We start from the raw sequence: 26936 nt of genomic DNA on the forward strand, positions 1-26936 counted from the left end.
CCAGGCGATCCACCCCGTGGGTCGCCTTTTCAAAAGAACACTCCGCGGATTTGGGAGAACAAAATGGCTAACTATGACGTCATCGTAATCGGCGCCGGTCCTGGCGGCTATGTCTGCGCCATCCGCTGCGCGCAGCTGGGCCTGAAAACCGCCGTCGTCGAAGGGCGCGAGACGCTGGGCGGCACCTGTCTGAACGTGGGCTGCATTCCGTCCAAGGCGTTGCTGCATGCCAGTCATCAGCTGCACGAGGCCGAGCACAACTTTGCCAAGATGGGCCTCAAGGGCAAAAGCCCCTCGGTCGACTGGAAACAGATGCTGGCCTACAAGCAGGACGTGATCGACACCAACACCAAGGGCGTCGAGTTCCTGTTCAAGAAGAACAAGATCGACTGGCTCAAGGGTTGGGGCTCGATCCCGGCGGCGGGCAAGGTCAAGGTCGGTGATGAGGTGCACGAGGCCAAGAACATCATCATCGCCTCCGGCTCCGAGGCGGCCTCGCTGCCCGGCGTCGAGGTGGACGAGAAGGTCGTCGTGACCTCGACCGGCGCGCTGGAACTGGGCAAGATCCCGAAAAAGCTGGTGGTGATCGGTGCAGGCGTGATCGGGCTGGAACTGGGCTCGGTCTATCAGCGTCTGGGCGCCGAGGTGACGGTGATCGAATATCTGGACGTCATCACCCCGGGCATGGACCCCGAAGTGCAGAAGACCTTCCAGCGGATCCTCAAGAAACAGGGCCTGAACTTCGTCATGGGCGCCGCGGTGCAAAAGACCGAGGCCACCAAGACCAAGGCCAAGGTGACCTACAAGCTGCGCAAGGATGACAGCGAGCACGTGATCGAAGCCGATACCGTTCTGGTCGCCACCGGGCGCAAGCCGTTCCATGACGGGCTGGGTCTGGATGCGCTGGGGGTCGAGCTGACCCCGCGCGGCCAGATCAAGGTCGGCAAGGACTGGCAGACCAACGTGCCGGGCATCTACGCCATCGGTGACGTGATCGAAGGCCCGATGTTGGCCCACAAGGCCGAGGACGAAGGCATGGCCGCCGCCGAAGTGGTCGCGGGCAAGCATGGGCACGTGAACTATGGCGTCATTCCGGGCGTGATCTACACCTGGCCCGAGGTCGCCAATGTCGGCGAGACCGAGGCCACGCTCAAAGAGCAAGGCCGCGCCTACAAGGTCGGCAAGTTCAGCTTCATGGGCAATGGCCGCGCCAAGGCGAATTTTGCCGCCGACGGGTTCGTCAAGATCCTGGCCGACAAGGAGACCGACCGCATCCTGGGCTGCCACATCATCGGCCCCGGTGCGGGCGACCTGATCCACGAGGTCTGCGTGGCGATGGAGTTCGGCGCCTCGGCCGAGGATCTGGCGCTGACCTGCCACGCGCACCCGACCTATTCCGAGGCCGTGCGCGAAGCGGCGCTGGCCTGCGGCGATGGTCCGATCCACGCCTGATGAGTTCGGCTCCGGCGGTCAGGCCGCCGGAGTCAGCCACGCCCGCAGATAGGTTTCCAGCCGGTCGGTGAATGTGGTCGCCGAATGCAGGGCGCAGAATTTCAGTGACATGGCCTGGATGGCAAAGGCCTGCACGCCCTCGGCCAGCAGGTCAGTCGACACGTCCTGTCTAACTTCGGCCTGATCCAGCCACATCATCACGATCCGGAAGTATTTCTCGAAGCAATAGGCGATCGGCCCGATTTCAGAGATCGCGGCGGCGCCGGAATAGCGGATCAGCAGGTCGAACACATAGCGTTCCGACATCATGAACTCATGCACCGGGGCCAGGGCCTCGATGATCTGTGGCACGGTTTTCGGCGGTTCCGCCGCCTGCGCCTGATCCAGACAGGCGTCCAGTTTTTCGCCGATCAGGATCTCCATCAGCGCGTCCTTGTCGTGGAAATGGGCAAAGAAGGTGCCCTTGGCCACACCGGCGGCCTGCACCACCTCTTCCACGCGCAACGCCTGGTATCCGTTCTTTTGCACCACGTCCGCCGCCGCCTGCAGCAGCTTGGCGCGGGTCTTCAGGGTGCGTTTCTGAATCGTCTTCTGCATACGGCTTGTTTGCATGTTTTTTGACCGTGGTCAAATTTATTATTGACCGTGGTCACTTTTTGATTCTATAAAATGACCGTGGTCAATTTTAGGAGAACCCCGATGCAGCCCAAGAAAATCCTCATCCTCGACGGTCACCCCGCCGAAAGCAGCCTGTCGCGCACCTTTGCCAACACCTATGCCGAAGCCGCCCGCGCCGAGGGTCATGACGTGAAGACCGTTCACCTCAGCGAACTGGAGTTCGATTTCGATTTCGGTCAGGGCAACTATCATGACTTCAAACCGCTGGAGCCGGTTCTGGAACAGGTTCTGCAGGATTTCGAATGGAGCGATCACCTGGTTCTGACGACGCCGATGTGGTGGGGCGGCCTGCCCGCCAAGCTCAAGGGGCTGATCGACCGGATGTTCATCCCGGGCCGTACGTTTGATACCCGCAATCCCAACAAACTAGGATTCCCGGCACCGATGCTCGACGGCCGAACGGCGCGCGTCATCATCACCTCGGACACGCCGGGCTGGTTCATGCGGTTGGTTTACCGCCGGGCGCTGATTCACCAGATGCGCGGTCAGGTTCTGGGGTTCGTCGGGTTCAAGCCGACGCGGTTCACCTGGTTTTCCGGTGCCAGCTACCCCAAGCAGGACAGCGTTCAGAAATGGATCGCGCGGGTCACCCGGCTGGGCGCGGCGGCAGCGTGATCACCACATCGTCTTTGCGGCGCGCGCGCCCCATTCCCGATCATAGCGTGCGCCGCCTTCCTCACCCTGCGACACCTCGGCCAGAATCTCGCCCACCGTCGGCAACCCGGCGCTGAGATCGCCGCCGGTCCAGGTTTCGGCCCGCATCAGCGCGCGGGCGCATTGCGTGTAGATTTCCCCGATTTCGATAACGATCACCGTGGCCGGTTGCTTGCCCTTTTTCTCGAACCGGGCACGCAGGTCGGAATCGGCCGTCAACCGGGCGGTACCGTTCACCCGCACCACGTTGTTCGAGCCGGGCACCATGAACATCAACGCCACACGCGGATCGCGCACGATGTTGCGCAGGCTGTCCAGGCGGTTGTTGCCGCGCCAGTCGGGCAAGGCAAGGGTGCCGGGGTCCAGCTCCATCACCACCGGGCCGTCATCGCCCCGGGGGCTGCCATCCACCCCTTCGGGCCCCACCGAGGACAGCACGCACAGCCGCGACGCCATGATCCATTTGCGGTAGAGCGGCGTCAACTGCCGCGCGACCTTGCGCAACGAGGCGGCACCGGGGGTGCCGTACAACGTCTCGAGCGCGGTGATGTCATCGATGAACTGCATCCGGATCAAACCCCACTTCGCGCATCAATTCGTTCGAGCGCGTCTCAATCACCTCTTCCAGCCGGGCCAGAAAGGTTTCGCGATCGACGCCCGGTTCGATCGGGTCGAGGAACTCGACGATCGCATGGCCGGGTTTGCGCAGAATTCCCGACCGAGGCCAGAAGACACCGACATTGGTGGCCGCCGGCACGCAGGGGAAGCCCAGCCCCTCGTACAGTACGGCGGTGCCGACCTTGTAGGGCTTGTAGACCCCCGGCGCCACGCGGGTGCCCTGCGGATAGATCACCAGTTGCCCGGGCTCGGTGAACTCTTTGGAAACGTCCTTGACCATCTTGGCCACTGCCGCGCCACGCTTGCCGCGATTGACCGGAATACAACCCAGTCGACGGGCATACATGCCGATGATCGGGGTCCACAGCAGTTCGCGCTTCATGATGAACTTGCCATGGGGGATCGCGTCGAAGATCAGAATGATGTCGAAGAAGGATTGGTGCTTGGCGGCGATGACCACCTCACCCGTGGGCACGTTGCCGCGCACCTCGCCGCGAATGCCCACCATCCAGCGCGCCAGCCATATGGTCGTGCGCGCATAGGTCTTGCAGGCGCGCAGCGCCCCGCCCTTGGAGAACAGCGCATAGGGCGCGAAGACCAGGCCCAGAACCGCCATCCAGGCGTAGATCGTGACCATGAAGATCAGCGAGCGCACCCATTGGACCGCCATTGCCATCACGAAAGCTCCTTCAATTTGCGACGGGCCGCCGACCATGTGGCGGCAAAGGCCACGGCTGCGCCCAAAACGGGGATCACAGCGGGCAACAACCAGTCGGCGCTCTGGAATCCAAGGCCCGTCAGGAAACCACCCGCATCCGAGGCCTCGGGCAGCAGCAGCACCCCGGTCAGGCCCAGAACCGTCCCCACTACGGCACCGAAAAACGCACGCCAGGTGAACCGACGCACGAAGGCACCGGCGATGAAGCGGTCGCGCGCGCCGACCTGACGCAGCACCTCGATGATCTGGGCGTTGGCCGCAAGCGATGCATTGGCAGCAAGCGTGATCATCGCCGCCGTGGCCCCGCCGATCAGCAGGATCGAGATCCAGCCCAACCGCCGCAGCGAGGTGGCTGCATCGACCAGCGGCTCGCGCCAGCGGGAATGGTCATCCAGAACCGCGCCTGGCACCTCGGCCGCCAGCCGCAGGCGCAGGCCCATCGTGTCCAGCCCCGGCTCGCCCTCGATGATTTCGATGAGCTGAGGCACCGGCAGGGTGTCCAGCGGCAGATCGGGGCCGAACCAGGGGGCCAGCAAGGCGGCCTGTTCTTCGGCGCTGAGCGCGCGGGCCGAGGCCACGCCCGAAGTCTGTTTCAGAACCTCCAGAGCGGCCTCGGTCTGCGCGGCACGCTGTTCAGCAGGCGCATTGATCCGCAGAGTGGCTGCTCCGGCCAGCTCCGAGGCCCAGCGATCGGCCAACCGGCCCGAGGCCAGCGACAGCGCAAGCGCGAATACTGTCAAAAAGGCCATCGCACCAGACACGAAAAGGGTCAGGTGCGCCGTGAATCCCGTTGGCGGCACGACGCGATCGGCCCGGGCGTCCCGGCGCAGCAGGGCGCGAATGTCATCGGCAATCATAGATCCGCCCCCGCCAGTTGCAGCCGCCGCTGTGAGATCCGAAGAACCCGGGCCTGCACCTGGCTTTTGGCCGCCCGGATCAAGCTCAGATCATGGGTGGCGATCACCACGGTCTTTCCCATGTGGTTCAGCTCGATCAGCAGACGCAGAAGACGCTGGGACATCTCCCAGTCGACGTTGCCGGTGGGTTCGTCGGCCAACACCACGTCCGGTGACAGGATGACCGCCCGCGCCAGTGCGGCCCGTTGCCGCTCGCCGCCCGAAAGCTCCGGCGGAAGTGCGTCCAGGCGGCCACCAAGACCGACCCAGGACAGGAGTTCGGTCAGATCTTCCTGCTCGGACTCGACAGAGCGTCCCGACACCATCAGTGGCAGGGCGACATTCTCTGCCAGAGTCATGTGGTCCAGAAACCGGCAGTCCTGATGCACGACACCGATGCGACGGCGCAGCAGGGCCATCTGGTCCCGGTCCAGTCGGGCAATGTCCTGATCAAAAGCGCTGATCCGCCCCGAACTGGCCAGCAGCGCGCCATAGCAGAGTTTCAACAGGGTCGTTTTGCCCGCTCCGGACGGGCCGGTCAGGAAATGGAACGACCCCGGCTGCAACTGGACCGAGACATTGCTCAGCAGTTCGCCGCCGCCATAGCTGTAGCTGACATTTTCAAGCTCGATCACGCCTGCCCTCAATATTGCTTGCGCCCTTCTTGCCCGAGCACGACCACGGTTTCAATGCCTGCACCGAGTCCATTTGGCGACACTTGATCCACCGGGCCGAAAACGCGCTTTGCTGTTTCGCCTTAACGGATTATCATTCTTGGAAAAACGACGACAGGCCGCTGGCGGCCGGGGAGGCAGTATGCGACTAACATGCCCGAACTGTAATGCCCAGTACGAGGTTCCGGATGAGGTCATTCCGGAAGAAGGCCGAGACGTGCAATGCTCGAGCTGCGAGCAGACCTGGTTCCAACCCAAACACCCGGAGGCTGAGCTTGTCACGGCCGAAACCGATGACGGACCGGCCGAGAGCGCGCCCTCGGATGCGTCTGAGCCGCCAGCCGCCGAAGCTGCTGCGCCGGAGCCGGAGCAGGCAGAAGACGAACAGGTCGAAGCCGAACAGCCCGATCCCGAACCCGAGGACGAAGCCCGGCCAGCCGCTCCGACCGGCAACGTCGATCCGGCCGTTGCGACAATCCTGAGAGAGGAAGCCGCGCGTGAGGCCGAACTGCGCGCCAAGGAAGGGTCCGGCCTGGAAAGTCAGCCGGATCTGGGCCTGGATCAGCAGCCGGAACCGGCCCACAAGCCGACACCTCCTGCGGCGACCGAAACCGCCTCAGGAACCGGTCAGAAAGAGGCGCTGCCGGATGTGGACAGCATCAATTCGACTTTGCGCAGCGACGACGCACCCGCCGAGGCAGAGCCCGCCGAGGCCCCGCCGCGGAAATCGGGCGGGTTCCTGCGCGGCTTTGCGCTGATCCTGATCATCGGGGTCATCCTGTTCCTGATCTATGGCAACGCCCGCCAGATCAGCGAGGCGGTTCCCCAAGCCGAGCCTGTGTTGCAGTCGTATGTCTCGATGGTCGATCAGGCCCGGGTTTGGCTGGAATCGCAGGCTGGCTCCGCGACCGAGTAACTCTGCCGGTCAGAACCGCTCGAGCAACCTTTTGAGGTATTCCAGTTCGATTCTGGGCCTGTCGGTTTCGCCCGTGCGGCGACGGATTTCATCCAGCAACTCGCGGGCACGGCGGTACACATCATCTCCTTGCAGCAGGTTCTCCTCGGTCGAGATCGAGCCCGCAGCGCCCGGATTTCGACCCAGAGGATCGCGGTTGTTGGCCTGCATGTCGCCTTCCTGCGTACCCTGACCGGGCTGGTTCTGCTGGTTCTGGGCCATAGCCTCACCCAGCTCGCGCATCCCTTCGCGCAACGCTTCCATTGCTTCGGACTGGCGGTCGATCGCTTCGGCAAGGTCGTCGTTCCGCAGGGCATCTTCGGCCTCATCCATGGCACGACCTGCACGCCCCAGCGACTCGCGTGCGGCGTCACCTTCGGGTGTTCCTGCGCCCGGCAGGTTCTGCTGCTGGCGGTTCAGTTCATCCCGCAGCGCCTGTTGGCGGTCGGCCAGAGTCCCCTGTCCTTGCTGGCCTTCGCCCGCCTGATCCGATCCTTGGCCCTGACCGCCCTGACCCTCATGGCTCTGGCCGCGTCCCCGACCGCCCGAGCGGCCTTCATTGCCCTGGCTTTCACCGGCTTGCGCGCCGGGGTTGAATTGCTCCTGCAAGTCACGGAAGGCCTCGTCGCTCAGGCCCTGCTGCTCACGCAAGGTTTCGGCCAATCCTTCCATGGCCTGCTGGCCTTCGGATTGTTGCCCCTGTCCCTGGCCCTGGGTCACCCGCATGTTTTCCATCATCTGCTGGAACTCCTCCAGCGCCTGCTGGGCCTCGGCCATGCGGCCCTGCTCCATCAGTTCCTGGATCCGGTCCATCATCCGCTGCAGGTCATCCTGCGTCATCTGCATGGATTCACCGGATTGGTTCTGCTGGCCCTGCTGGCCGTCCGGGTTTTCCTGCGCCAGTCGCTGCAGCTGACGAAGATACTCGTCGGTTGCTTCACGCAGTTCCTGCATCAACTCGGCGATTTCCTCATCGCTGGCACCGTTCTGCATCGCTTCGGTCAGACGCTCCTGAGCGCGGCGCATCCGCTCCAGCGCGTCGGCGAGCGTACCTTCTTCGATCAGGATCGCCAGATCCCACAGGGCTTGCGCGATCTCGGTCTGCTGTTCGGGGCCCAGGCCGAATTCAGTAAAGGTTTCCAACCGGCGCAGAATGTAGCGCAGTCGCAGATATGCGGTTTCCGAACGGAAGACATCTTCGGGCCGGTGCGAAACCGCCCGCAACAGCTGAGCCACCCTTTTGGCATTGTCGCGCGACCACAGCAGATCGCGGCGCTGTTCAATCACCGCTGCAGCCAGCGGATCAAAGAACCGGCGGGCGGGAAGGTCGGTCCGGTAGACATCCGACTCCGACACCTGATCAGCGGCATCGACGGCCGAAAGGGTAATCTTGACCGGCAGGTGCGCCCAAGGGTGTTCCGAAAAGTCCTCGATCAGATCTTCCGTGAAATCGCTCCGGTCACCAGCGATCGGCATGGGCAGGTCGACGGTGACCGCGTCGCGAGGTTCGGGCGCAACGGCCAGACCGTGGCGACGATCGACCGCAGACAGGTCCAACTCGATCAACGCGGTGCCTGACAGGATGCCATAATCGTCACGCGCCGAGAACGGCAGTTTCATCTGGCCACCAGCCTCGGCGGTGGCGGGTTCGGCCACGGCGATTACCGGCGGCGCGTCCGCAATGACCTCGACACCCCAGTCACGTCCTGCAGGGCCCTCGATCGACAATCGGCCCGAACGCTCGACGACAAACTCCTGATCCGGATCGGTTGCTGTCGTGGTGGACGCGGAGGAACTGGTTTCGGTCAAGCTGTGCGCGCCGACCTCGCCATAGAAGCGCAAAGTGACGCGGCTGCCTTGTGGCACTGTCAGCGTTGGACCGGATTGATCGGCCAGATACAGCGTCGGCAGGCCGGTATAGCGAGGCGGCTCGACCCAGCCTTCCCAGCTGGGGCCCTGGCCGGCTACGGCCGTGCCGGGTGTCATCTGGGCGACCGATCCAACTTTCCAGAACGACCCGAACAGCAATCCGACCACCAGCGCCAAAAGCGCCGCATAGCGCAGCGCGTAGGGGTCACGAGCGGCAAGGTTCAGGTCAGGCTTGACCGGTCCGGCCTGCGCGGCGCGGGCGGCCATGCGCGCCTGATGGGCCTGCCACAAAGCGCGCGAATCTTCGTCCATCGCCCCGATGGCCTGATCGTCCAGCAACGCCTGAATGGGACGGCCCGGCAGTGTCTCGTCCAGTCGGACAAGCGCCTGCGTGCGGCTGGGGAACCGGAACCTCCGCGCGCCCCAGACCAATGCAACCGTCAACGCCAGAATGGCTGCGGCCCCGATGATCCAGACGGTTTCAACGCCGACGAGGTCGTGGAGACCCAGCAGCAAGGCCGCCATGATCAGGGCCGCAATCGACAGGAACGGCCAAAAGGCGCGCATCACCTGCTCGGCCAGCATCCCCGTGCGCGTCAGCAACAGGGACAGTCCGGGGATCGGCAGGTTGCGAGTGTCGGTCACGTCAGGCCTCCGGGTCGGGCCCGCGCGGTTATCGCGTCACAGCCACTCAGGTATGGTATCGCGGTTTATGATTTCGTCAAAGGTTGGCCGTTCACGAATAACCGCGAATTGATCGCCATGAACCAGAACCTCGGGGATCAGGGGCCGGGTGTTGTATTCACTGGACATAACCGCGCCATAGGCGCCGGCACTGCGAAATGCGACCAGATCCCCCGGGTTCAGCGGTGGCATCGCCCTTTGTTTCGCAAAGGTATCCCCGGTCTCGCAGACCGGCCCGACAATGTCATAGGGGCGTTGTTCGACCCCCGGCGCGGGCTCGATGACGGGAACGATGTCATGATAGGCGTCGTACATGGCCGGGCGGATCAGATCGTTCATCGCCCCGTCGAGGATCAGGAAATCGCGCCCTTCGCCCGACTTCACATAGATCACCTTTGACACCATCAGCCCCGCGTTGCCCGCGATCAGACGGCCCGGCTCGATCTCGATCTCGCAGCCCAGATGGCCCAGCGTTTCCTTGATCATCGCACCGTATTCCAACGGCAGCGGCGGTGCTTCGTTCGACCGGGCATAGGGGATACCCAGCCCACCGCCCAAGTCCAGACGGTGAATGTCGTGGCCTTGCGCACGCAGCTGTTCGGTCAGCTCGGCGACTTTGGAGTAAGCCAGGCGGAACGGCTCCAGATCGGTCAGTTGCGAGCCGATATGCACGTCGATGCCCACCACCTTCAGGCCGGGCAGGCTGGCGGCATGGGCATAGACCTGCGGCGCGCGGGCGATCGGGATGCCGAATTTGTTCTCGGATTTTCCTGTGGCGATCTTGGCGTGGGTCTTGGCGTCGACGTCCGGGTTCACCCGAACGGTGATCGGCGCGATCACGCCCAGTTCCTGCGCAACGGCGTTGATCACCTCCATCTCGGGCTCGGATTCGACGTTGAACTGACGAATCCCGCCGGTTAGCGCGATGCGGATTTCCTCGGCCGTTTTGCCGACGCCCGAGAACACGATCTTTTCGCCCGGCACACCCGCTGCCTTGGCCCGCAGGTACTCGCCGCCCGAAACCACGTCCATCCCCGCGCCCGCCTGCGCCAGCGTTTTCAGAATGGCCTGGTTGCTGGCGGCCTTCATTGCATAACAGACCACGTGGTCGGTACCTGCCAACGCCTCGTCGAACAGGTTGTAATGCCGCAGCAGCGTGGCCGTGGAATAGACATAGAACGGCGTGCCGACCGCCGCAGCGATCTCGGCGACCGGGACGTCCTCGGCGCACAACACGCCATCGCGGTAAAGAAAGTGATCCATATCTGCGCGCTTAGACCAAAACAGGCCTGTGGATCAACGGGATTTGCGACGTGGGCACGCAATCCGGTGCGAACCGCACAGAAGTCGGGCGCAACGGCTTATCCGCGCAGGCCGGCCTCAAGCAACGAAAGGGTCGCGTCGCGACGCGCTTCAAAGTCGCTTTCATCGCCCCCGTAGATCGCCAGATGGATCACCAATCCATCCAGCATCGCCGTCACCGCCTGCGCGGCGGCCTGCGCACTGAGATCGCCGCGGATTTCCCTCGCACGGATCAAAGGAGCGAATTGAGCCGCATAGTGATCGGCAAGCCAGGCGAAGAACCCGCCGATGATCTCGGCCGCGCGCGGGTCCTGAAATCCGGGGCCCAGCACATCAAAGAACAGCCGCGTCGCCGCCAGACGGTCGGCAGGCATAGACTGACGCAGCCCGGTCATGAACTGGTCCAGCGTCTGCGGGGCCGGGATGTAGCTGATGCGGGCGCGGATATCCTCGAAATACCGCTGCAGCAACGCCAGAAGCAAAGCCTCCTTGCTTTGGAAGTACAGATACAACGTGCCCTTGGCCATCCCGGCTTGATGGGCCACGTCCTGCATCTTGGTGGCGTGATAGCCCTGATCCAGAAAGCAGGCCATGGCGGCATCCAATATCCGCCCCTGCATCTCTTCGCGATCGACGATCTTCGGCATCTTGCCCCCCCGATTTTCTTCCGGCGCGCCTCTATTGACGCAGATTGGACGCGGCGTCACGCAAATTCAATCTTTTAATGACTTGACGGTCATTAACGCCATCTCCATTTATGACCCGCAAGTCATTAAAAGGATTCTGTCATGGCGCATTCGTCACAAATCAACGCCGGCCCAACACGGCCTATGGCGTCGCAACCCACGGCGACAGGCGCCAAACTCATGCTTGTCCTCGTTGCCAGCTTTGTCACGCTGGTCCCCGGCGGCCCGATCGAGACCCGCGACTTTTCCGGACTGGGCGGAACGGTATTCTGGGGTTTCAACGCCTTTCTGATCGCGCTTGCCCTGCTGGCCGTGGGGTCGGCGGTGGCCATGCTGCGCGGTTCGGCAACGGCAAGCTGGGGCGCCATCGTGGCGGCCTGGGGATACATCTTCGTGGTCCTGTTGGACCTGGGTCACGTCTTCCCCACATCACCCGACTCAATTCCGCTGATGCTTGGACTGATTGAGATTCTGGATTTCATCCTGGCTTTCTACATCGTGGCCTTGGCTCATCGTGGCCTTGGCCACATCTGAACCCGCCCGGCGCGCCCTCGTATAGGGCCCGAAGCCACAGCAACAGGAAGTGGCTCCGGGTTCCGCCGGAATACCTACAAAGAAAGACAACTCATGCTGTTCAAGGAACGATTCACATTGACCATCTTGCCGCTGGCCCTGGTCACAGCCGCATGCAGCGGCACCGGTGCCCAACACCAACCCGTCCTGTCTGCCGAGCCGGGCCCGGCCTACGCCGCTGATCTGGATCAGTGCCGCGCATTGGCCAAGTCTCAGGACCTGTGGAACCCGGAAACCCGGTCACAGGCCCTGATAGGCACCGGGATCGGCGCACTGGCAGGTATTTCGGACGACACGGTTGGAAACGCAGAAGGCGCCATAGCCGGCGCAGCTGTGGGATCAGCGGCAGGTGCGGTCGCCGGAGCCGCCGAGATGCGCAACACCCGGCGTGACATTCTGATCGAGTGTCTGCGGCAGCGCGGGCACCCTGTGGCTGGCTGAGCGCATCAACGGCTCATTCAGAAATTCGTCGACACCCCGGCCCGCGCGTATCCGGATACAGACACCCCAGCCCCCGAGCGCGCGGGCTCTTCTACTGGCTGAGAACGCGGCGGATTCGTGGTCTCACACGCCGCCAGTATGGCAAGCGACAGGATAAGGCCGAGTGGTTTCATTTCGCTGCCTTCATTTGTTGGATCACTTGCTAAATGGCGACTGGCACGTCGCTTTCAACCGCAGAGCGTTCAGATCCCCAGAAACACGCTGAGAGGGCCTCGGTGCAGGCCGACGCCCCCGCTCACATATGTGCCACTGGTCGAAACGCCCACATTGGCGTTCAGGGTCGGCTGGACGGGTTCTCCGTCAGCGCCGCAGGCCGCCAAGGTCAAGGCGGCCCCGATCAGGACAATCACGCGCAAGGTTGTCATTCCAGCATCTCCTTCCAGCGGGCGATCTGCGCCCGGACCTGGTCCGGGGCCGTACCGCCATAGGACTGTCGCGAGTTTACCGAATTCTCCACGCCAAGGACAGAATAGACATCCTGCGTGATGCCCGCGTGGACCGATTGCATGTCCTCGAGCGTCAGATCGGGCAGATCGCAGCCCTTCTTTTCGGCCATGGCGACCAGCGATCCTGTGACGTGGTGCGCATCACGGAAGGGCAGGCCCAGAACCCGCACCAGCCAGTCTGCCAGATCGGTCGCGGTGGAAAAGCCGGAACCAGCCGCGGCGGCCAGGCTGTCGCGGTTGGCGGTCATGTCCTTGACCATGCCTTCCATCGCAGCCAGTGCCAGCATCCAGTTGTCAGCGGCGTCAAAGACCTGTTCCTTGTCTTCCTGCATGTCCTTGGAATAGGCCAGCGGTAGCCCCTTCATCACCATCATCAGCGCCGTGTTGGCGCCAAAGATCCGACCCACCTTGGCGCGGATCAGCTCGGCGGCGTCGGGGTTCTTTTTCTGCGGCATGATCGACGATCCGGTCGAGAACCGGTCGGACAGGGTGACAAAGCGGAACTGGGCCGAGGACCAGATCACCAGTTCTTCGGCAAAGCGCGACAGATGCACCGCGCAGATCGAGGCCACCGACAAAAATTCCAGCGCGAAATCGCGATCGGAGACCGCATCCAGCGAGTTGGCGGCGGGCCGGTCAAAGCCCAGCGCCTGCGCCGTCATGTGCCGGTCGATCGGGAAAGAGGTGCCGGCCAGCGCCGCCGCGCCCAGCGGGCATTCGTTCATCCGCGCCCGCGCGTCGCGCACGCGGCTGAGGTCGCGGCCGAACATCTCGACATAGGCCATCATGTGATGGCCCCAGGTCACCGGCTGCGCGGTCTGCAGGTGGGTGAATCCGGGCATGACCCAATCGGCCCCGGCCTCGGCCTGCGCCAAAAGCGCGCGGATCAGGGCCAGCAGGCCGGATTCGGCGGCGTCCAGCTGATCGCGGACCCACAGTTTGAAATCGGTCGCTACTTGGTCATTGCGGCTGCGGCCCGTGTGCAGACGGCCCGCGGGTTCGCCGATGACCTCTTTCAGCCGCGCCTCGACATTCATGTGGATGTCTTCCAGCGCGGTCGAGAACTGGAACTCACCGCGTTCGATCTCTGACAAAACGGTGAGCAGCCCTTCCCGAATGGCCTCGGCATCACTATCACTTATGACGCCCATGGCGGCCAGCATGGCGGCATGGGCACGCGAGCCCGCGATGTCCTGGGCCGCCATCCGTCGGTCGAACCCGATCGAGGCATTGATCGCCTCCATGATCGCGTCTGGTCCGGCGGCAAAGCGGCCGCCCCACATCTGGTTCGAGGATTGTTCGGTCATGCTGGAAAACCCGGAGTTGATATGCGCCTGTTTCGTCTGATCCCCCTTTATATGGCCCTTGCGCTGGGTGCAAATGCCGCTTTGGCCGCCGACACGCAGGCCCTGGCCGACCTGCGCGAGGGCAGCCTGAAACGCCTGATCCTGCATTCCGAGCCGAAACCGGTCTCGGACGCGGAATTCCAGCTGGAAGATGACGGCGGCACCGCCACGCTGGCGGATTATCGCGGCAAATACGTTCTGCTGAACTTCTGGGCCACCTGGTGCGCGCCCTGCCGCAAGGAGATGCCCCAGATCGCCGAGTTGCAGGAGGAATTCGGCGGAGACCAGTTCGAGGTTCTGACGCTGGCCACCGGGCGCAACTCGCCCGCGGGGATCAAGAAGTTCTTTGACGAAAACGGCATCACCAACCTGCCCCGCCACCAGGACCCGAAACAGGCCGTCGCGCGTGAGATGGGCATCGTCGGCCTGCCGATCACCATAATCATCGACCCCGACGGCCAGGAAATCGCGCGGCTGATCGGCGACGCCGAATGGAACTCGGACAGTGCCAAGGCGATCATCGCGGCCCTGCTGAACCCCGAAAGCTGACCACCTGACGGGCCTTTTGTGCTAGACTGGAACCGGCCTGAACAGGGCCGGTTTTTCATTGGCAACAGACAGGAGGCTGAGATGAAACCGGTGGTTTTAATGATCGGCCGGCTGCCCAACGTGATCGGCGACGTGGCGCGGCAACTGGAGCATCTTCCGATCCGGTGGCTGGGCGCGCATGATCCCGACGAGGTGCGGCGGCAACTGGACGCCGAACCGCGCATCGCCTGCGCGATTATGGGCGCGGGCCTCGATGACAAGGTGCGCGGCGAACTGGTGGGCATCATCGCGGCGCGGCGGCCGGATATCTGCATTCACCTCAAGGATCGCGCCTCGGGACCCGAGGGGCTGGTGCCCTTCGTCGAGCGCGTTGTCCGGCACGAGCTGCTGGAGCCACACGACGGCCCCTGACGCAACGCCACCTTTGACAGGGCCTGACCCCGTTTGCACTCTGTCCGCGGGAGGACATCATGCCGCTGGAAATCCTGCTGGTTCTGGTGGTCGGAGGCATTGCCGGCATCACCGCACTGCTGCATCTGACGGGCAGATCGCGTCAGCGCGTGCTGAGCGCCGATACCGCGCGCGCCGAATGGGTGCGCCACTTTCCCGACGACACCATCATCGACGTTACCCTGACCCATGACGGACATGCCGCATTGCTGCGCACCGAGACCGGGCCGGGCCTGTTGTGGTCCTTTGGCGCCGACACGGTGGCCCGCCACCTGCGCGATTTCGACTGGATCGACCACCCCGAGGGCATCGAGGTCCAATTCCACGACTTCGCCACCCCCGGCGTCACCGTCCGCCTTGACGAAACCGAGCGCCGCCACTGGCGCCACCTGCTGGAGCCCGCATGACCGACCAGATCAGCTTTCCCGATGTCGTCCAATGGGCCGTGCCGTTCTTCATCGCCGCCATCCTGGCCGAATTCCTGTGGATTGCCGTGAAGGGCCGTGGCGGTCGGTATGAGACCCGCGACGCCGTGACCTCACTGATCATGGGAGCGGGCAACATCGCGTCCGGGTTCCTGCTGGGCTTTATCGCCTACGGGTTCTTCATGTGGCTGTGGAAGATTACGCCGCTGGATCTGGGCACGTCGATCCCGGTGATCATCCTGTGCTTTGTGCTGGATGACTTGCGATATTACTGGGTGCACCGGTTCGGGCATCGCATCCGCTGGGTCTGGGCCAGCCATGTGAACCACCACAGCTCGCAGCACTACAACCTGACAACCGCCCTGCGGCAGACCTGGACATATACCTTCACCTTCATGATGGTCGTGCGCGCGCCGCTGATCCTGCTGGGGTTCCACCCGGCGATGGTTTTGTTCTGCGGCGGCCTGAACCTGATCTACCAGTTCTGGATTCACACCGAGGCCATCAGCAAGATGCCCCGCTGGATCGAGGCGGTCATGAACACGCCCAGCCACCACCGCGCCCACCACGGCCGCAACGCGCGCTATCTGGATTGCAATTATGCCGGGGTGCTCATCATCTGGGACAAGCTGTTCGGCACCTTCGTGCCCGAGCAGGAGCACGACCGGGTCGACTATGGCCTGGTGCACAATATCGGCACCTTCAACCCACTGCGGGTGGCCTTTCACGAATGGGTGGCCATTTGGCACGACGCGACCCAGCCGGGCCTGACCTTGCAACAGCGGCTGGCCTATTGCTTTGCCCCGCCGGGCTACAGCCATGACGGCAGCCGCGACAGCTCCGAGCAGATCAAGTCCAAGCACCTGGCCCGCCATCCCGAAGATCTCGGAACGCCCGGTTTCGAGCAATTCGACGAAAACCTGCCCAACCAACAGGCAAAACAGGCCTGAGACTGGCGGCGTCTGCCGGGCGGGCGCTTGAATTCCGGCGCGCGTGCTCCATATCCGGACAAGTGACAAGTTTGTTCGGTCGGAGTTCCACCATGTCCCGCGTTACAGCCATCTTCACCGCAACCGGCCTGTTGGGCCTGGTAATCGCGATGCTCAGCGCCCTTGGCCAGCAGCCTGCGCCGGCGGTGATGATGCTTGGAGTTGCTATGGTGGGCACAGGCTTCCTGGGCGCCGTGATTGGCGCCGTAGTCGAATTGCGCCACGCAGCCCAGACGAGCCGCTGATCCCACCGACTGATTCCCGACGCGCATTAACCGCAAATTCACGGGTACGATCCGAAACTACGTGCTGACCGGTTTCGGAAACGTACGGGGATTCGGCGTCGATGCGGAAAAAGGACTTTGCAGATCTGCCAGAGGGTGGGGACAGCCCGTTGAATTCGGCCGTCGCCGCGCGAGATACTTCGACCGTTCAAATGGCGACCGAGGCTGTCAAGCATCAGCAATGCCGCCTGGCGTTCCAGCCCGTCATGCAAGCACGAGACCCGCACGGCGTTGCCTTCTATGAGGCATTCATCCGCGTGCTGGACGAAACCGGCCGTGTGATCCCCGCGCGGGAGTTCATGCCGCAGGTGGAAAACACACCAATCGGCCGGGAATTGGACTGCATAGCATTGGAAAAAGGATTGCGCGCCCTGTCGCGCAATCCGGAAATCCGGCTTTCTGTCAACATGTCCGCACGCTCGATCGGATACGCGCGCTGGTCGCGGATCCTGGACCGGTTTCTCAAGCGGGACAAAACGCTGGGCGAGCGGCTTATCCTCGAAATCTCCGAAAGCTCGGCCATGCAGGTTCCCGAACTGGTGGTCGATTTCATGGACCGGCTTCAGGACCGCGGGATCGCTTTTGCGCTGGATGACTTCGGTGCCAGCAACTTCAGCTTCAGATATTTTCGCGAGTTCTTCTTTGACGCGGCGAAGATCGACGGGCAGTTCGTACGGGGTGTCAGCACCAATCCGGACAATCAGGCGCTGGTGCGCGCGCTGATCGCCGTCGCCCGTGAGTTCGAGATTCTGGTCATCGCCGAATCGGTCGAAACTCGTGAAGATGCCGAGTTTCTGGTGGCCAGCGGTGTGGACTGCCTGCAAGGCTACCTATTCGGCGCTCCGACGGTGAAAGCCCCATGGCAACCGGAAAAAGAAGCCAAAACAGGAAGTTGAACCCAATTCTCTTGGGCGCAATCCAGCCGAGGCTTTCTAATGAGACAAGCTGTCCGTTGCTGCACGTGCAGCATTGCGCTATGGCAGAAAGTGCTGGAGCGGGGGATCACGAGGCGCTCTTGCATCGCCAGAGAGGCTCTGTGCGACCTGCGCCGTCAGATTTCCCACAGGACCTTGACGGTAAAGGATTGACTGTATGACCAACGTAGTAATCGCATCCGCCGCACGCACGGGCGTCGGCAGCTTTGGCGGTTCCTTTGCGAACACCCCCGCACATGATCTGGGCGCTGCCGTCCTCGAAGCCGTCGTGGAACGCGCCGGGATCGACAAGTCCGAGGTGAGCGAAACCATCATGGGTCAGGTTCTGACGGCCGCCCAAGGCCAGAACCCCGCACGCCAGGCGCATATCAACGCCGGCCTGCCGCAGGAAAGCGCGGCCTGGGGCATCAACCAGGTCTGTGGTTCCGGCCTGCGCGCCGTTGCCCTGGGCGCTCAGCACATCCAGTTGGGCGATGCCGAGATCGTCTGCGCGGGCGGTCAGGAGAACATGACCCTGTCGCCCCACGCCGCATCGCTGCGCGCGGGCCACAAGATGGGCGACATGAAATACATCGACACCATGATCCGCGACGGCCTGTGGGATGCGTTCAACGGCTACCACATGGGCCAGACCGCCGAGAACGTGGCCGAGAAGTGGCAGATCAGCCGCGATATGCAGGACGAGTTCGCGGTGGCCAGCCAGAACAAGGCTGAGGCCGCGCAGAAGGCCGGCAAGTTCCAGGACGAGATCGTCCCCTTCACCATCAAGACCCGCAAGGGCGACATCGTGATGGATAGTGACGAGTACATCCGTCACGGCGCGACCATGGAGGCGATGGCCAAGCTGCGTCCAGCCTTCACGAAGGATGGCTCGGTGACTGCGGCCAACGCCTCGGGTCTGAATGACGGCGCGGCAGCAACCCTGCTGATGTCGGCCGACAACGCCGAAAAGCGCGGGATCGAACCGCTGGCCCGCATCGCGTCTTATGCGACCGCCGGGCTGGACCCGTCGATCATGGGTGTCGGACCGATCTATGCCTCGCGCAAGGCGCTGGAAAAGGCCGGCTGGTCGGTTGACGATCTGGATCTGGTCGAAGCCAACGAAGCCTTCGCGGCACAGGCCTGCGCCGTGAACAAGGACATGGGTTGGGATCCCTCGATCGTGAACGTGAACGGCGGCGCCATCGCCATCGGTCACCCGATCGGGGCATCCGGCTGCCGGGTTCTGAACACGCTGCTGTTCGAAATGAAGCGTCGGAACGCGAAAAAGGGTCTGGCAACCCTCTGCATCGGAGGCGGCATGGGCGTCGCCCTGTGCGTGGAGCGCGTCTAAGTGCTTTGACAAGTCACGAATAAGGGCGTCCAATGGGCGCCCTTTTTTGTTACACTCCGAGAATATCCCTAGGATGCGACAATATCACCAAACGGAAAGAGCCAGCTCGAAACGAAACGATATTGCGCAACAAAATCTCTCAGAGTAACAGAATTACCAGCACGATTAAATTTGGAGGAGTCCTAAATGGCACGTACAGCACTCGTAACCGGCGGCACCCGCGGCATCGGCGCAGCAATTTCCAAAGCGCTCAAGGCCGAAGGATACAATGTAGCCGCCTCGTATGCGGGGAATGACGAAGCCGCGGCCAAGTTCACCGAGGAAACCGGCATTGCGACCTACAAATGGAACGTGGCCGACTATGACGAGTCCAAGGCGGGCATCGAAAAGGTCGAGGCCGAGCTCGGCCCAATCGACATCGTTGTCGCCAATGCCGGCATCACCCGCGACGCGCCGTTCCACAAGATGACACCGGAACAATGGCACCAGGTGATCGACACCAACCTGACCGGGGTGTTCAACACCGTACACCCCGTCTGGCCCGGGATGCGCGAGCGCAAGTTCGGTCGGGTGATCGTCATCAGCTCGATCAACGGGCAAAAGGGCCAGTTCGCTCAGGTGAACTATGCCGCCACCAAGGCCGGTGATCTGGGCATCGTCAAATCCCTGGCTCAGGAAGGCGCGCGCGCCGGCATCACCGCAAACGCCATCTGCCCCGGATACATCGCGACCGAGATGGTCATGGCCGTTCCGGAAAAGGTGCGTGAAGCCATCATCGGCCAGATCCCCGCAGGCCGTTTGGGCGAACCCGAGGAAATTGCCCGCTGCGTCGCGTTCCTGGCCTCGGAAGATTCGCAGTTCATCAACGGGTCGACGATTTCGGCCAACGGCGCGCAGTTTTTCGTCTGATCGCGGCTCAAATGAAAACGGGCCGACCCAACGGGTCGGCCCTTCTTTGATCCCGTAAGAACGCGCGCGCAGCGTTCAGCGGGAACCCAGAACCCACTTCCAGAAACTCCGGATCGCCTTGCCGCGCTCTTGATGAGCGCGCAGAATTGCCTTTTGTGCGGCAGGATTGGTCGTCATCTCGATCATGGCTTTTCCCTTCTGCTAAAGGTGAACTTGACTTGCATTCAACATGCCTGTTGTTTTCAATAGGTACAAACGAGAGTTTTTCCGCATTCAGTTTAGAAAATATTACGTGAAGATGAGCGACCGACTTCCCCCACTCACCGCCCTAAGGGCCTTTGACGCCGCCGCCCGCCATATGTCCTTTGCCAAGGCCGCGGACGAGTTGAACGTGACACCAGCGGCGCTGTCGTTTCAGATCAAGTCTCTGGAAGAGCATCTTGGCCAGCCGCTGTTCCGCCGATTGAACCGTGCGGTCGAGCTGACCGAGGCCGGACGAACCCTTGCCCCGGGCACGGAAAAAGGGTTTGCAGCACTGCAAGCAGCCTGGTCGGCCACCCGCCGCTTGCAGGACAACACGACACTGACAGTTACCGCTGGGCCGGCCCTGACAGCCAAATGGCTGGCCCCCCGCCTTTACGAGTTCGCCCGCGCCCATCCCGAGATCGACCTGAGGTTTTCAGCCACGCTGCGTAATCTCGATTTCGAGCGCGACGACGTGGATGTCGCGATCCGGTTCGGGTACGGGCAGGATGACGGGCTGTATTCAGTTCCCGTGCGGCAAGAGTGGCTAACACCGGTCATGACACCCGAGCTTGCGGCCCGGTTTCCGACGCCGCAGGATCTGACCAAAGCGCCGCTGATCTACGATGACTCAATCAACTTCCTGAATCCGCCCTGTGACTGGCCCGCCTGGTTTCGTGCGGTGGGGGTGGACTTCACGCCGACCCATGGCGCGCATTTCTCGAACGCGGATCACGCCATTGATGCCGCGGTGGCGGGTGTCGGCGTCGCGTTGGGACGGCGCCCGATGATCATCAAGGATGTGATCGAAGGCCGGCTGGTCATGCCCTTCAAAACCGCCATCGAAACCAAGGCCCGCTTCCGGTTCCTGTGCCGTTCGGGAGAAGAGACGCGCCCTCAGATTGCCGCCTTCCGGGATTGGTTCCTTGCAGAGATCGAAAAAACCGCGCACATATCCGACGGTCTTGAAATCATACCCGTCGAGGATATCCCCCCCGCATGACAAAGAACCGCGCCACCGCCATCGGCTTTGTCGCCGTCCTTTTGTGGGCACTGCTGGCGCTGTTCACGGTTGGCTCGGCGCCGACCCCGCCGCTTTTGCTGAACGCCATCTGCTTTACGATCGGCGGAACCCTTGGCTTGATCTGGACATGGCGCAGCGGTGGGCTTGCGCAACTGAAACAGGTCAGTTGGAAGGTATTCGCGTTCGGCACAGTTGGCTTGTTCGGATACCACGCCCTGTATTTTTCGGCCCTGCGCATGGCACCTGCGGCCGAGGCCGGATTGATCGCCTACCTCTGGCCCTTGCTGATCGTTCTTTTCTCAGGGTTGCTTCCGGGTGAAACCCTGCGTCTCGGCCATCTGCTCGGGGCATGTCTGGGCTTCTCCGGGGCCGCGCTGATCATCACCGGTGGCGGAACCGCAGGGTTTCAGGCCGAACATCTGCCGGGCTATGCGCTAGCCCTTTTGTGCGCCCTTACGTGGTCGGGGTATTCCGTATTATCGCGCAGGCTGGGTCAAACGCCGACCAGCTCGGTAGCAGTGTTCTGCGTGCTGACCGCCATCGCCTCGTGGATCCTGCATTTCAGCCTTGAGCAGACAGTCTGGCCGCCCGACGCACTGGCCTGGATGTCGACCGTAGCCCTGGGGTTGGGGCCCGTTGGGCTGGCGTTCTATGTCTGGGATATCGGGGTCAAGCACGGTGACATCCAGATGTTGGGCACCAGCTCGTACGCGGCACCCCTGCTATCAACTCTGGTGCTTGTGGTCGCCGGGATCGCCACGCCGTCCTGGACGCTGGCGATCGCGGCATTGCTTGTTACCGGCGGCGCTGCAATCGCGGCACGCGCCAGCCTGCGACATTAAGCCGACAGGCGTTCAATCTCTTCCTTCAGCTTCAGCTTCTTCTTTTTGAGTTGAGCAATGTGGAGATCGTCGATACCGGGCGAGCGCTGGGCTTGTTCCACTTCGAGACTGAGGGTTTCGTGCTTCTTCTTCAGTTCCGTCAGATGTGCGCTTACGCTCATGGCGATCCTCCTTCTCTGTTTCTGAATATCACATGGGAAGTTGATCACATCATTCCCAGCCTGTCACGCCGCAGACGCTCGGATTCTTGTTCAAATCCGACAATTTCGGCTGGTCATTGCCTATCGGGCGTCCGGCCAGGGCATTGGTCGGCCCTCGCGCAGGATGCCGGATACCGTGTCGGTATAGCTGTCGCCGTCCCTTTCATGGCGGTCACTGCTGTGGAGAATCAGCGGCGCATGCAACTGAAAATCCGCGCGCCCGCCCTTGCGCGCCCGCAGGATCAGCAACTCGGCCCCGCGCCCCATGCGCGGCGCTATGGGCAGAACTTCTACCGAGCCCAACCGACCCGCGCAGGCCGACAGCATGTCCGGCAAGCGTTCCGCGCGCTGGACCATGTGCAGGTACCCGCGCGGTGCCAGCCTGCGCGCCGCCGCGTCAAACCAGTCGGACAGCGGCGTCTGCTCGCTCAGCGCCGTTCGCCGACCAGCATCGACGGCCGCGCTATGTGCACCAGGCCGATAATAGGGGGGGTTTGCGATCACGTGGTCGAAGTGCTGTTGACGCAGATCAGTCGGCATATTGGACAGGTCGGCCACGTGGACGGACAAATCGATCTCGTTGCATTGCGCGTTTCTTGCGGCCAGATCGGCATAGTCGGCCTGAAGCTCGACCCCAGTCGGCCGCAGACCGGGTGCGCGGGTCGCGAGACAAAGAACCGCAGCACCCGCCCCGCAGCCCAGCTCCAGCACCGACTGCCCGGCTTTGGCCGGAACTGCGGCAGCAAGCAGCACCGGATCGACACCGGCGCGATAACCGTCTCGCGGCTGCCACAGCTTTAGGCGGCCACCCAGAAAGTCGTTGCAAGTCAGCGCGCTGTCAGGAAACCCGGTCATCTTCCCAGCGGAATGTCATTGTCACGCATCACCCGCTCTGCCCGCTCGAGGTCATCGGTCCGAACCATGAGGCGGCGCGGAAAGATTCCGATGCCTCCCTCGAGGACGCTCATATTTACGTCCATCTCAAAGCAGTCTATATCCTCGCCCTCAAGAAGAGCGGATGCAAAGGCGATGATGGTCGGATCGGTGCTGCGCAGAAGTTCTTTCATGGGGATGGATGTAAGGGCAAGGCAGGACGAAAGTCGAGCCTTGTATCAGGAGTGTGATGACGATCAGCACGATCTCGAAACCGCATGAGCGACTGGCCGAGATTTTGGCCGGTGAAATGGAGGCGGTAAACACTCTGATCCGCACCCGCATGGCCTCGGAACACGCGCCCCGCATCCCCGAAGTCACCGCGCATCTGGTCGAAGCCGGCGGCAAACGCCTGCGCCCGATGCTGACACTGGCCGCCGCGCGGCTGTTCGGCTATGGCGGCGATCATCACATCCGTTTGGCCGCCACGGTCGAATTCATCCACACCGCCACGCTTTTGCATGACGACGTCGTGGACGAAAGCGCGCAGCGGCGGGGCCGGCCAACTGCCAACCTGCTGTGGGACAACAAGTCCAGCGTGCTGGTGGGCGACTATCTGTTTTCGCGCAGCTTCCAGTTGATGGTGGAAACCGGATCTTTGCGGGTTCTGGACATTCTGGCCAATGCCTCGGCCACCATTGCCGAAGGCGAGGTGCTGCAGATGACCGCGGCCACCGACCTGCGCACGGATGAGGCCGTCTACCTGCAGGTGGTGCGCGGCAAGACCGCCGCGCTGTTCTCCGCGGCAACCGAGGTGGGCGGCGTGATCGCCGGTGCGTCCGAGGAGCAGGTCCGGGCACTGTTCGCCTATGGCGACGCGTTGGGCATCGCCTTCCAGATCGCTGACGACCTGCTGGACTATCAGGGCGACAGCAAGGCCACCGGCAAGAACGTGGGCGACGACTTCCGCGAGCGCAAACTGACCCTGCCCGTCATCAAGGCCGTGGCCCAGGCCACACCCGACGAGCGTGCGTTCTGGGAGCGCACGATCGAGAAAGGCCGGCAACAGGATGGAGACCTGGACCTGGCCCTGAACCTCATGCGCAAATACGGCACCCTGGAGGAGACACGGAAGGACGCTCTGGCCTGGGCTGCCAAGGCCAAAACCGCTCTGACCGCGCTGCCCGATCACGAGTTGCGCGACCTGCTCGGTGATCTGGCCGATTACGTCGTGTCCCGCCTCAGCTGAGTACGCTGGCGCAACACCACCAGTCCGGCTGGGAAACACCAATCTCGTAGGCCGCAAAATGTGCGGCCTTCATGGACGGGTACAGCGCAAAGCAGGTCGAACCCGACCCCGACATGCGCACCAGCAGAACGTCCCGCGTTTCACCCAGCGCCTGCAACACGTCTGAAATCTGGGGCGCCAAGCTTATTGCCGCTTCCTGTAAATCATTACGTTGCCGGGCCAGCCAGTCAGCGCAGGCCTTGGGCGTTTCGAATGCCGGGATCTCATCCGGCATCCCCGGATTGTCGCGCGAATCCAGCGCATTGAACACCGGCCCCGTCGGAACCGGCACACCCGGATTGACCAGCAGCGCGGGCAAAGCGGGCAATGCAACCGGGGCGACACGGTCACCAATGCCCTGCATTCGTGCAGCGCTGCCCAGTACACAAACAGGAACATCCGCGCCCAAGTCCAAAGCCGTTTCCAGCGGAACTTCCGCGTCTTCCCCTGCGATGGCCCGCAAAGTCGCAGCCGCATCCGATGAGCCGCCGCCGATTCCCCCGCCATGCGGCAGAACCTTGTCCAACTGGATTTGCCCGCTCCATCCCATTGCCCGAGCAGCCCGCCAGACGAGGTTGGGGTCGTCGGTCGGCACCCCGGCGGAATGGGGTCCGGTCACAGTCAGGCGAATCTCGGGCCCGGGTGACAGAATCAACGTGTCTCCCACGTCGGCAAAGGCGACCAGCGAGTCCAGCAGATGGTATCCGTCGGCCCGCCGTCCGGTCACATGCAGGGAAAGGTTGATCTTCGCGGGCGCAAAGGCCTCAGTCGCCATTGGCGACCTTCAGGGGGGCCGCGCCTTCCTCGGCCAGCACCGCGTCCAGCCCGACCTCGAGTTTGCGACGGATCCGGTCGGGGTCGGCCTCGCCATCGGTATCTTCGGGATCGATGAAGGACAACGCGCGCCGCCATTGGAAATCGGCCTCACGGGTGCGCCCGACGGCCCAGTAGACGTCGCCCAAGTGGTCGTTGACCACCGGGTCCACGGCCATCAGTTCAACGGCGCGCTCCATATGCTCGACCGCCTCGTCGTACCGGCCCAAGCGAAACAGGACCCAGCCCAAACTGTCGACGATATAGCCGCTGTCAGGCTGGATCGCGACGGCGCGCTCGATCATGTCCAGCGCCTCTTCCAGTTTTTCCTGCCGCTCGACCAGCGAGTACCCGAGATAGTTCAAAACCTGCGGCTGATCCGGATTCAACTCCAGGGCACGCCTGAAATCCGCCTCGGCCTTGTCCCAGGCCTTGAGACGTTCGTGGCAGATGCCGCGGGCGTAGTGCAGGAACCAGTTGCCACCCGAACCGGTTTCGGTCAGTTCGATGGCTCGGTCATACGAGGTTACAGCTGCGGCGTAGTTTTCCTGACGCCGCTGCAGGTCGGCCAAGGCGACATGGACACTGGGCAGATTGGGCTGCCGGGCCGCCAGATTTTCCAGCACTTCGATCGCCGCATCCGGTTTCCCCGACTGAGCCAGGATTTCGGCACGCCCCAGCTCGGCTGCGTGGAAATCACTGCTATCCGTGGGAACCTTTCGATAGGCTTCGGCGGCCAGGTCGTACTGGCTCAACTGCTCAAGCAGTTCCGCGCTCAGTAGGATCGCATCGATGTGATCGGGCCGGAGGTAAGTCGCGATCCGCGCATAGAGAAGCACATAGTCATGTGCGGCCTCGGTGTTCAACGCCGCCCCGACCGAGAAAAAGACCTCGGCCACGCCTTCGGTGGCCGATCCGACATGGGTGAATGGCAAGGTGCCACCGGCGCTGAGCGTGTCCACGTAGGACTCGATCGACGGGTCGCTGCCAGCCGCAAAGACGTTTTCCAGGAATTGCAGGGCTTCGTCGTTGCGGTTGAGCTGCGACAAGACTTCGACCCGCGCCAGCGCTGCACGTCGCGAGAATCGCGCAACGATACTGTCGTCGGCCGCAAAGATCGCCTCGGCCCCCTCGAAATCACCGACCGACGCCAGCGCCAACGCCTTGTGATACAGCGCGAATTCCCGCAGACCGTCCTGCTGGGCGACCTCATCGAACTGCGCCATCGCCTTGGTCATTTCGCCCTTGCCCAGATGCGCCCAGGCCGTCATCAACCCATCGACCAGCGGGCCAACGCCCTGGTTTTCCGGGTCACGGGCCAGCAATTCGTCGAACTTTCCGTCAGATACCAGTTTGGCGGAAACAACCATGCGCGCGGCCTGGTTGGGTTGCTCGTTTGCCTCCATGTCCTCGGCGATGGGCAGTGCGCGTTCCACATCGCCAAGCGCCACACGCGCAAGTAGCACGCTTTCCTTGAGCTTGGTGTTGCCCGGATCGAAAATCAGGGCCTTGGAGTAGTACTCCTCGGCAGCCTTGTAGTCGCTTTCATAGATGGCTTGGCGTCCAGCCAGATAGGATCCCGCGCCGGAATCCGCGTGAACCGGAACGACAGCTGCTGTCGCAAGAAACACGGCCAGCGCCGTGCGACGAACCAGTGAAACCACCTAATACCTGCCTTGTCTGCCTACGATTGCAGGATAAGCTAGGGCCTTGGCCCGCCAGAGGCA

General features: G+C 62.8%; 31 protein-coding genes. 16 read left to right on the forward strand and 15 right to left on the reverse strand.

Annotated elements, in window-relative coordinates:
• Positions 1-63 precede the first annotated feature (63 nt).
• Positions 64-1452 (forward strand): dihydrolipoyl dehydrogenase, encoded by a 1389-nt coding sequence (gene lpdA / locus ACR0IR_RS14375; protein ID WP_149776964.1) that lies wholly within the window; start codon positions 64-66, stop codon positions 1450-1452.
• Between the two features lie 18 nt (positions 1453-1470).
• Here the strand turns inward: lpdA and ACR0IR_RS14380 are convergent, their stop codons facing one another.
• Positions 1471-2064: a TetR/AcrR family transcriptional regulator gene (locus tag ACR0IR_RS14380; protein ID WP_254441583.1), complete on the reverse strand. Its 594-nt coding sequence runs from the start codon at positions 2062-2064 to the stop codon at positions 1471-1473.
• An 87-nt stretch (positions 2065-2151) separates the two neighbouring features.
• Here ACR0IR_RS14380 and ACR0IR_RS14385 point away from each other — a divergent pair, with 87 nt between their 5' ends.
• Complete coding sequence (locus ACR0IR_RS14385) at positions 2152-2745, forward strand: NAD(P)H-dependent oxidoreductase (protein ID WP_170365399.1); 594 nt, start codon at positions 2152-2154, stop codon at positions 2743-2745.
• Here the strand turns inward: ACR0IR_RS14385 and ACR0IR_RS14390 are convergent, their stop codons facing one another.
• Genes ACR0IR_RS14390 through ACR0IR_RS14405 form a run of 4 tightly spaced genes read right to left on the reverse strand, consistent with a single transcriptional unit; the run spans position 2746 to position 5651 of the window.
• A complete protein-coding gene (locus ACR0IR_RS14390) occupies positions 2746-3351 on the reverse strand; it encodes a pyridoxamine 5'-phosphate oxidase family protein (RefSeq protein WP_170365401.1) in 606 nt (201 codons plus the stop codon).
• Entirely contained in the window at positions 3335-4078 is a 744-nt protein-coding gene (locus ACR0IR_RS14395; protein WP_170365402.1) for a lysophospholipid acyltransferase family protein, read from the reverse strand. The genes ACR0IR_RS14390 and ACR0IR_RS14395 overlap by 17 nt, the downstream gene beginning before the upstream one ends.
• Positions 4078-4977 carry a cell division protein FtsX gene (locus tag ACR0IR_RS14400; RefSeq protein ID WP_170365404.1) on the reverse strand — a complete coding sequence of 300 codons (900 nt, stop codon included), beginning with the start codon at positions 4975-4977 and terminating at the stop codon, positions 4078-4080. Before ACR0IR_RS14400 ends, ACR0IR_RS14395 begins: the two co-directional genes overlap by 1 nt.
• Positions 4974-5651, reverse strand: coding sequence for a cell division ATP-binding protein FtsE (locus ACR0IR_RS14405; protein ID WP_170342228.1), 678 nt, complete (start codon positions 5649-5651; stop codon positions 4974-4976). The genes ACR0IR_RS14400 and ACR0IR_RS14405 overlap by 4 nt, the downstream gene beginning before the upstream one ends.
• A 181-nt stretch (positions 5652-5832) precedes the next feature.
• Between ACR0IR_RS14405 and ACR0IR_RS14410 the strand changes: the two genes are divergently transcribed.
• Positions 5833-6606: a zinc-ribbon domain-containing protein gene (locus ACR0IR_RS14410; protein ID WP_170365406.1), complete on the forward strand. Its 774-nt coding sequence runs from the start codon at positions 5833-5835 to the stop codon at positions 6604-6606.
• A gap of 9 nt (positions 6607-6615) precedes the next feature.
• On the opposite strand, the gene ACR0IR_RS14415 is transcribed toward ACR0IR_RS14410, so the two are convergent.
• The 3 genes from ACR0IR_RS14415 to ACR0IR_RS14425 all read right to left on the reverse strand — a co-directional run bounded on the left by ACR0IR_RS14415 (position 6616) and on the right by ACR0IR_RS14425 (position 11147).
• Positions 6616-9159, reverse strand: a complete 2544-nt coding sequence (locus tag ACR0IR_RS14415; RefSeq protein ID WP_367647693.1) for a TIGR02302 family protein — start codon at positions 9157-9159, stop codon at positions 6616-6618.
• Between the two features lie 36 nt (positions 9160-9195).
• Entirely contained in the window at positions 9196-10461 is a 1266-nt protein-coding gene (gene lysA / locus ACR0IR_RS14420; protein WP_170365407.1) for a diaminopimelate decarboxylase, read from the reverse strand.
• Positions 10462-10559: 98 nt separating this feature from the next.
• Positions 10560-11147, reverse strand: coding sequence for a TetR/AcrR family transcriptional regulator (locus ACR0IR_RS14425; protein ID WP_170365409.1), 588 nt, complete (start codon positions 11145-11147; stop codon positions 10560-10562).
• Positions 11148-11366: 219 nt separating this feature from the next.
• On the opposite strand from ACR0IR_RS14425, the gene ACR0IR_RS14430 reads away from it, so the two are divergent.
• On the forward strand, positions 11367-11720 hold the full coding sequence (locus tag ACR0IR_RS14430; protein ID WP_170360100.1) for a DUF8051 family protein: 354 nt from the start codon (positions 11367-11369) through the stop codon (positions 11718-11720).
• A 93-nt stretch (positions 11721-11813) separates the two neighbouring features.
• Positions 11814-12200, forward strand: a complete 387-nt coding sequence (locus tag ACR0IR_RS14435; RefSeq protein WP_170365411.1) for a glycine zipper family protein — start codon at positions 11814-11816, stop codon at positions 12198-12200.
• 242 nt (positions 12201-12442) lie between these two features.
• Here ACR0IR_RS14435 and ACR0IR_RS14440 read toward each other — a convergent pair whose 3' ends face one another.
• Positions 12443-12625, reverse strand: a complete 183-nt coding sequence (locus ACR0IR_RS14440; RefSeq protein ID WP_170365413.1) for a hypothetical protein — start codon at positions 12623-12625, stop codon at positions 12443-12445.
• Entirely contained in the window at positions 12622-14013 is a 1392-nt protein-coding gene (gene argH / locus ACR0IR_RS14445) for an argininosuccinate lyase (protein ID WP_170365414.1), read from the reverse strand. The genes ACR0IR_RS14440 and argH overlap by 4 nt, the downstream gene beginning before the upstream one ends.
• Positions 14014-14034: 21 nt before the next feature.
• Here argH and ACR0IR_RS14450 point away from each other — a divergent pair, with 21 nt between their 5' ends.
• From ACR0IR_RS14450 to yddG, 10 genes are all read left to right on the forward strand, one after another.
• Positions 14035-14601 carry a TlpA disulfide reductase family protein gene (locus ACR0IR_RS14450; RefSeq protein ID WP_170365416.1) on the forward strand — a complete coding sequence of 189 codons (567 nt, stop codon included), beginning with the start codon at positions 14035-14037 and terminating at the stop codon, positions 14599-14601.
• An 81-nt stretch (positions 14602-14682) separates the two neighbouring features.
• Positions 14683-15012 carry a hypothetical protein gene (locus ACR0IR_RS14455; RefSeq protein ID WP_170365418.1) on the forward strand — a complete coding sequence of 110 codons (330 nt, stop codon included), beginning with the start codon at positions 14683-14685 and terminating at the stop codon, positions 15010-15012.
• Positions 15013-15071: 59 nt separating this feature from the next.
• Positions 15072-15458: a hypothetical protein gene (locus tag ACR0IR_RS14460; protein WP_170365420.1), complete on the forward strand. Its 387-nt coding sequence runs from the start codon at positions 15072-15074 to the stop codon at positions 15456-15458.
• On the forward strand, positions 15455-16426 hold the full coding sequence (locus tag ACR0IR_RS14465) for a sterol desaturase family protein (RefSeq protein WP_170365422.1): 972 nt from the start codon (positions 15455-15457) through the stop codon (positions 16424-16426). Before ACR0IR_RS14460 ends, ACR0IR_RS14465 begins: the two co-directional genes overlap by 4 nt.
• Before the next feature lie 92 nt (positions 16427-16518).
• Positions 16519-16710: a hypothetical protein gene (locus ACR0IR_RS14470; RefSeq protein WP_170360085.1), complete on the forward strand. Its 192-nt coding sequence runs from the start codon at positions 16519-16521 to the stop codon at positions 16708-16710.
• A 101-nt stretch (positions 16711-16811) separates the two neighbouring features.
• Positions 16812-17645: an EAL domain-containing protein gene (locus ACR0IR_RS14475; protein WP_170365424.1), complete on the forward strand. Its 834-nt coding sequence runs from the start codon at positions 16812-16814 to the stop codon at positions 17643-17645.
• A gap of 196 nt (positions 17646-17841) precedes the next feature.
• Complete coding sequence (locus tag ACR0IR_RS14480) at positions 17842-19017, forward strand: acetyl-CoA C-acetyltransferase (RefSeq protein WP_170365426.1); 1176 nt, start codon at positions 17842-17844, stop codon at positions 19015-19017.
• A gap of 186 nt (positions 19018-19203) precedes the next feature.
• Positions 19204-19926: an acetoacetyl-CoA reductase gene (gene phbB / locus ACR0IR_RS14485; protein ID WP_093963512.1), complete on the forward strand. Its 723-nt coding sequence runs from the start codon at positions 19204-19206 to the stop codon at positions 19924-19926.
• Positions 19927-20224: 298 nt separating this feature from the next.
• Positions 20225-21172: a transcriptional regulator GcvA gene (locus ACR0IR_RS14490; RefSeq protein WP_170365428.1), complete on the forward strand. Its 948-nt coding sequence runs from the start codon at positions 20225-20227 to the stop codon at positions 21170-21172.
• A complete protein-coding gene (gene yddG / locus ACR0IR_RS14495; protein ID WP_170365429.1) occupies positions 21169-22035 on the forward strand; it encodes an aromatic amino acid exporter YddG in 867 nt (288 codons plus the stop codon). The genes ACR0IR_RS14490 and yddG overlap by 4 nt, the downstream gene beginning before the upstream one ends.
• Here the strand turns inward: yddG and ACR0IR_RS14500 are convergent.
• From ACR0IR_RS14500 to ACR0IR_RS14510, 3 genes are all read right to left on the reverse strand, one after another.
• A complete protein-coding gene (locus tag ACR0IR_RS14500; protein WP_093963770.1) occupies positions 22032-22196 on the reverse strand; it encodes a YdcH family protein in 165 nt (54 codons plus the stop codon). The two genes, yddG and ACR0IR_RS14500, sit on opposite strands and share 4 nt — an antisense overlap.
• Before the next feature lie 120 nt (positions 22197-22316).
• Positions 22317-23090, reverse strand: coding sequence for a tRNA1(Val) (adenine(37)-N6)-methyltransferase (locus ACR0IR_RS14505; RefSeq protein WP_170365431.1), 774 nt, complete (start codon positions 23088-23090; stop codon positions 22317-22319).
• Entirely contained in the window at positions 23087-23302 is a 216-nt protein-coding gene (locus ACR0IR_RS14510) for a putative signal transducing protein (RefSeq protein ID WP_093963516.1), read from the reverse strand. The genes ACR0IR_RS14505 and ACR0IR_RS14510 overlap by 4 nt, the downstream gene beginning before the upstream one ends.
• A 56-nt stretch (positions 23303-23358) precedes the next feature.
• On the opposite strand from ACR0IR_RS14510, the gene ACR0IR_RS14515 reads away from it, so the two are divergent.
• Entirely contained in the window at positions 23359-24357 is a 999-nt protein-coding gene (locus ACR0IR_RS14515) for a polyprenyl synthetase family protein (protein WP_170365432.1), read from the forward strand.
• On the opposite strand, the gene ACR0IR_RS14520 is transcribed toward ACR0IR_RS14515, so the two are convergent.
• Positions 24350-25171, reverse strand: coding sequence for a 4-(cytidine 5'-diphospho)-2-C-methyl-D-erythritol kinase (locus ACR0IR_RS14520; RefSeq protein WP_170365434.1), 822 nt, complete (start codon positions 25169-25171; stop codon positions 24350-24352). The two genes, ACR0IR_RS14515 and ACR0IR_RS14520, sit on opposite strands and share 8 nt — an antisense overlap.
• The gene (locus tag ACR0IR_RS14525; protein WP_170365436.1) at positions 25161-26873 is read right to left on the reverse strand and encodes a tetratricopeptide repeat protein; all 1713 of its coding nucleotides are present in this window, start codon (positions 26871-26873) and stop codon (positions 25161-25163) included. The genes ACR0IR_RS14520 and ACR0IR_RS14525 overlap by 11 nt, the downstream gene beginning before the upstream one ends.
• Positions 26874-26936: the final 63 nt, after the last annotated feature.

Source organism: Ruegeria sp. CF2 (genome assembly GCF_056537385.1).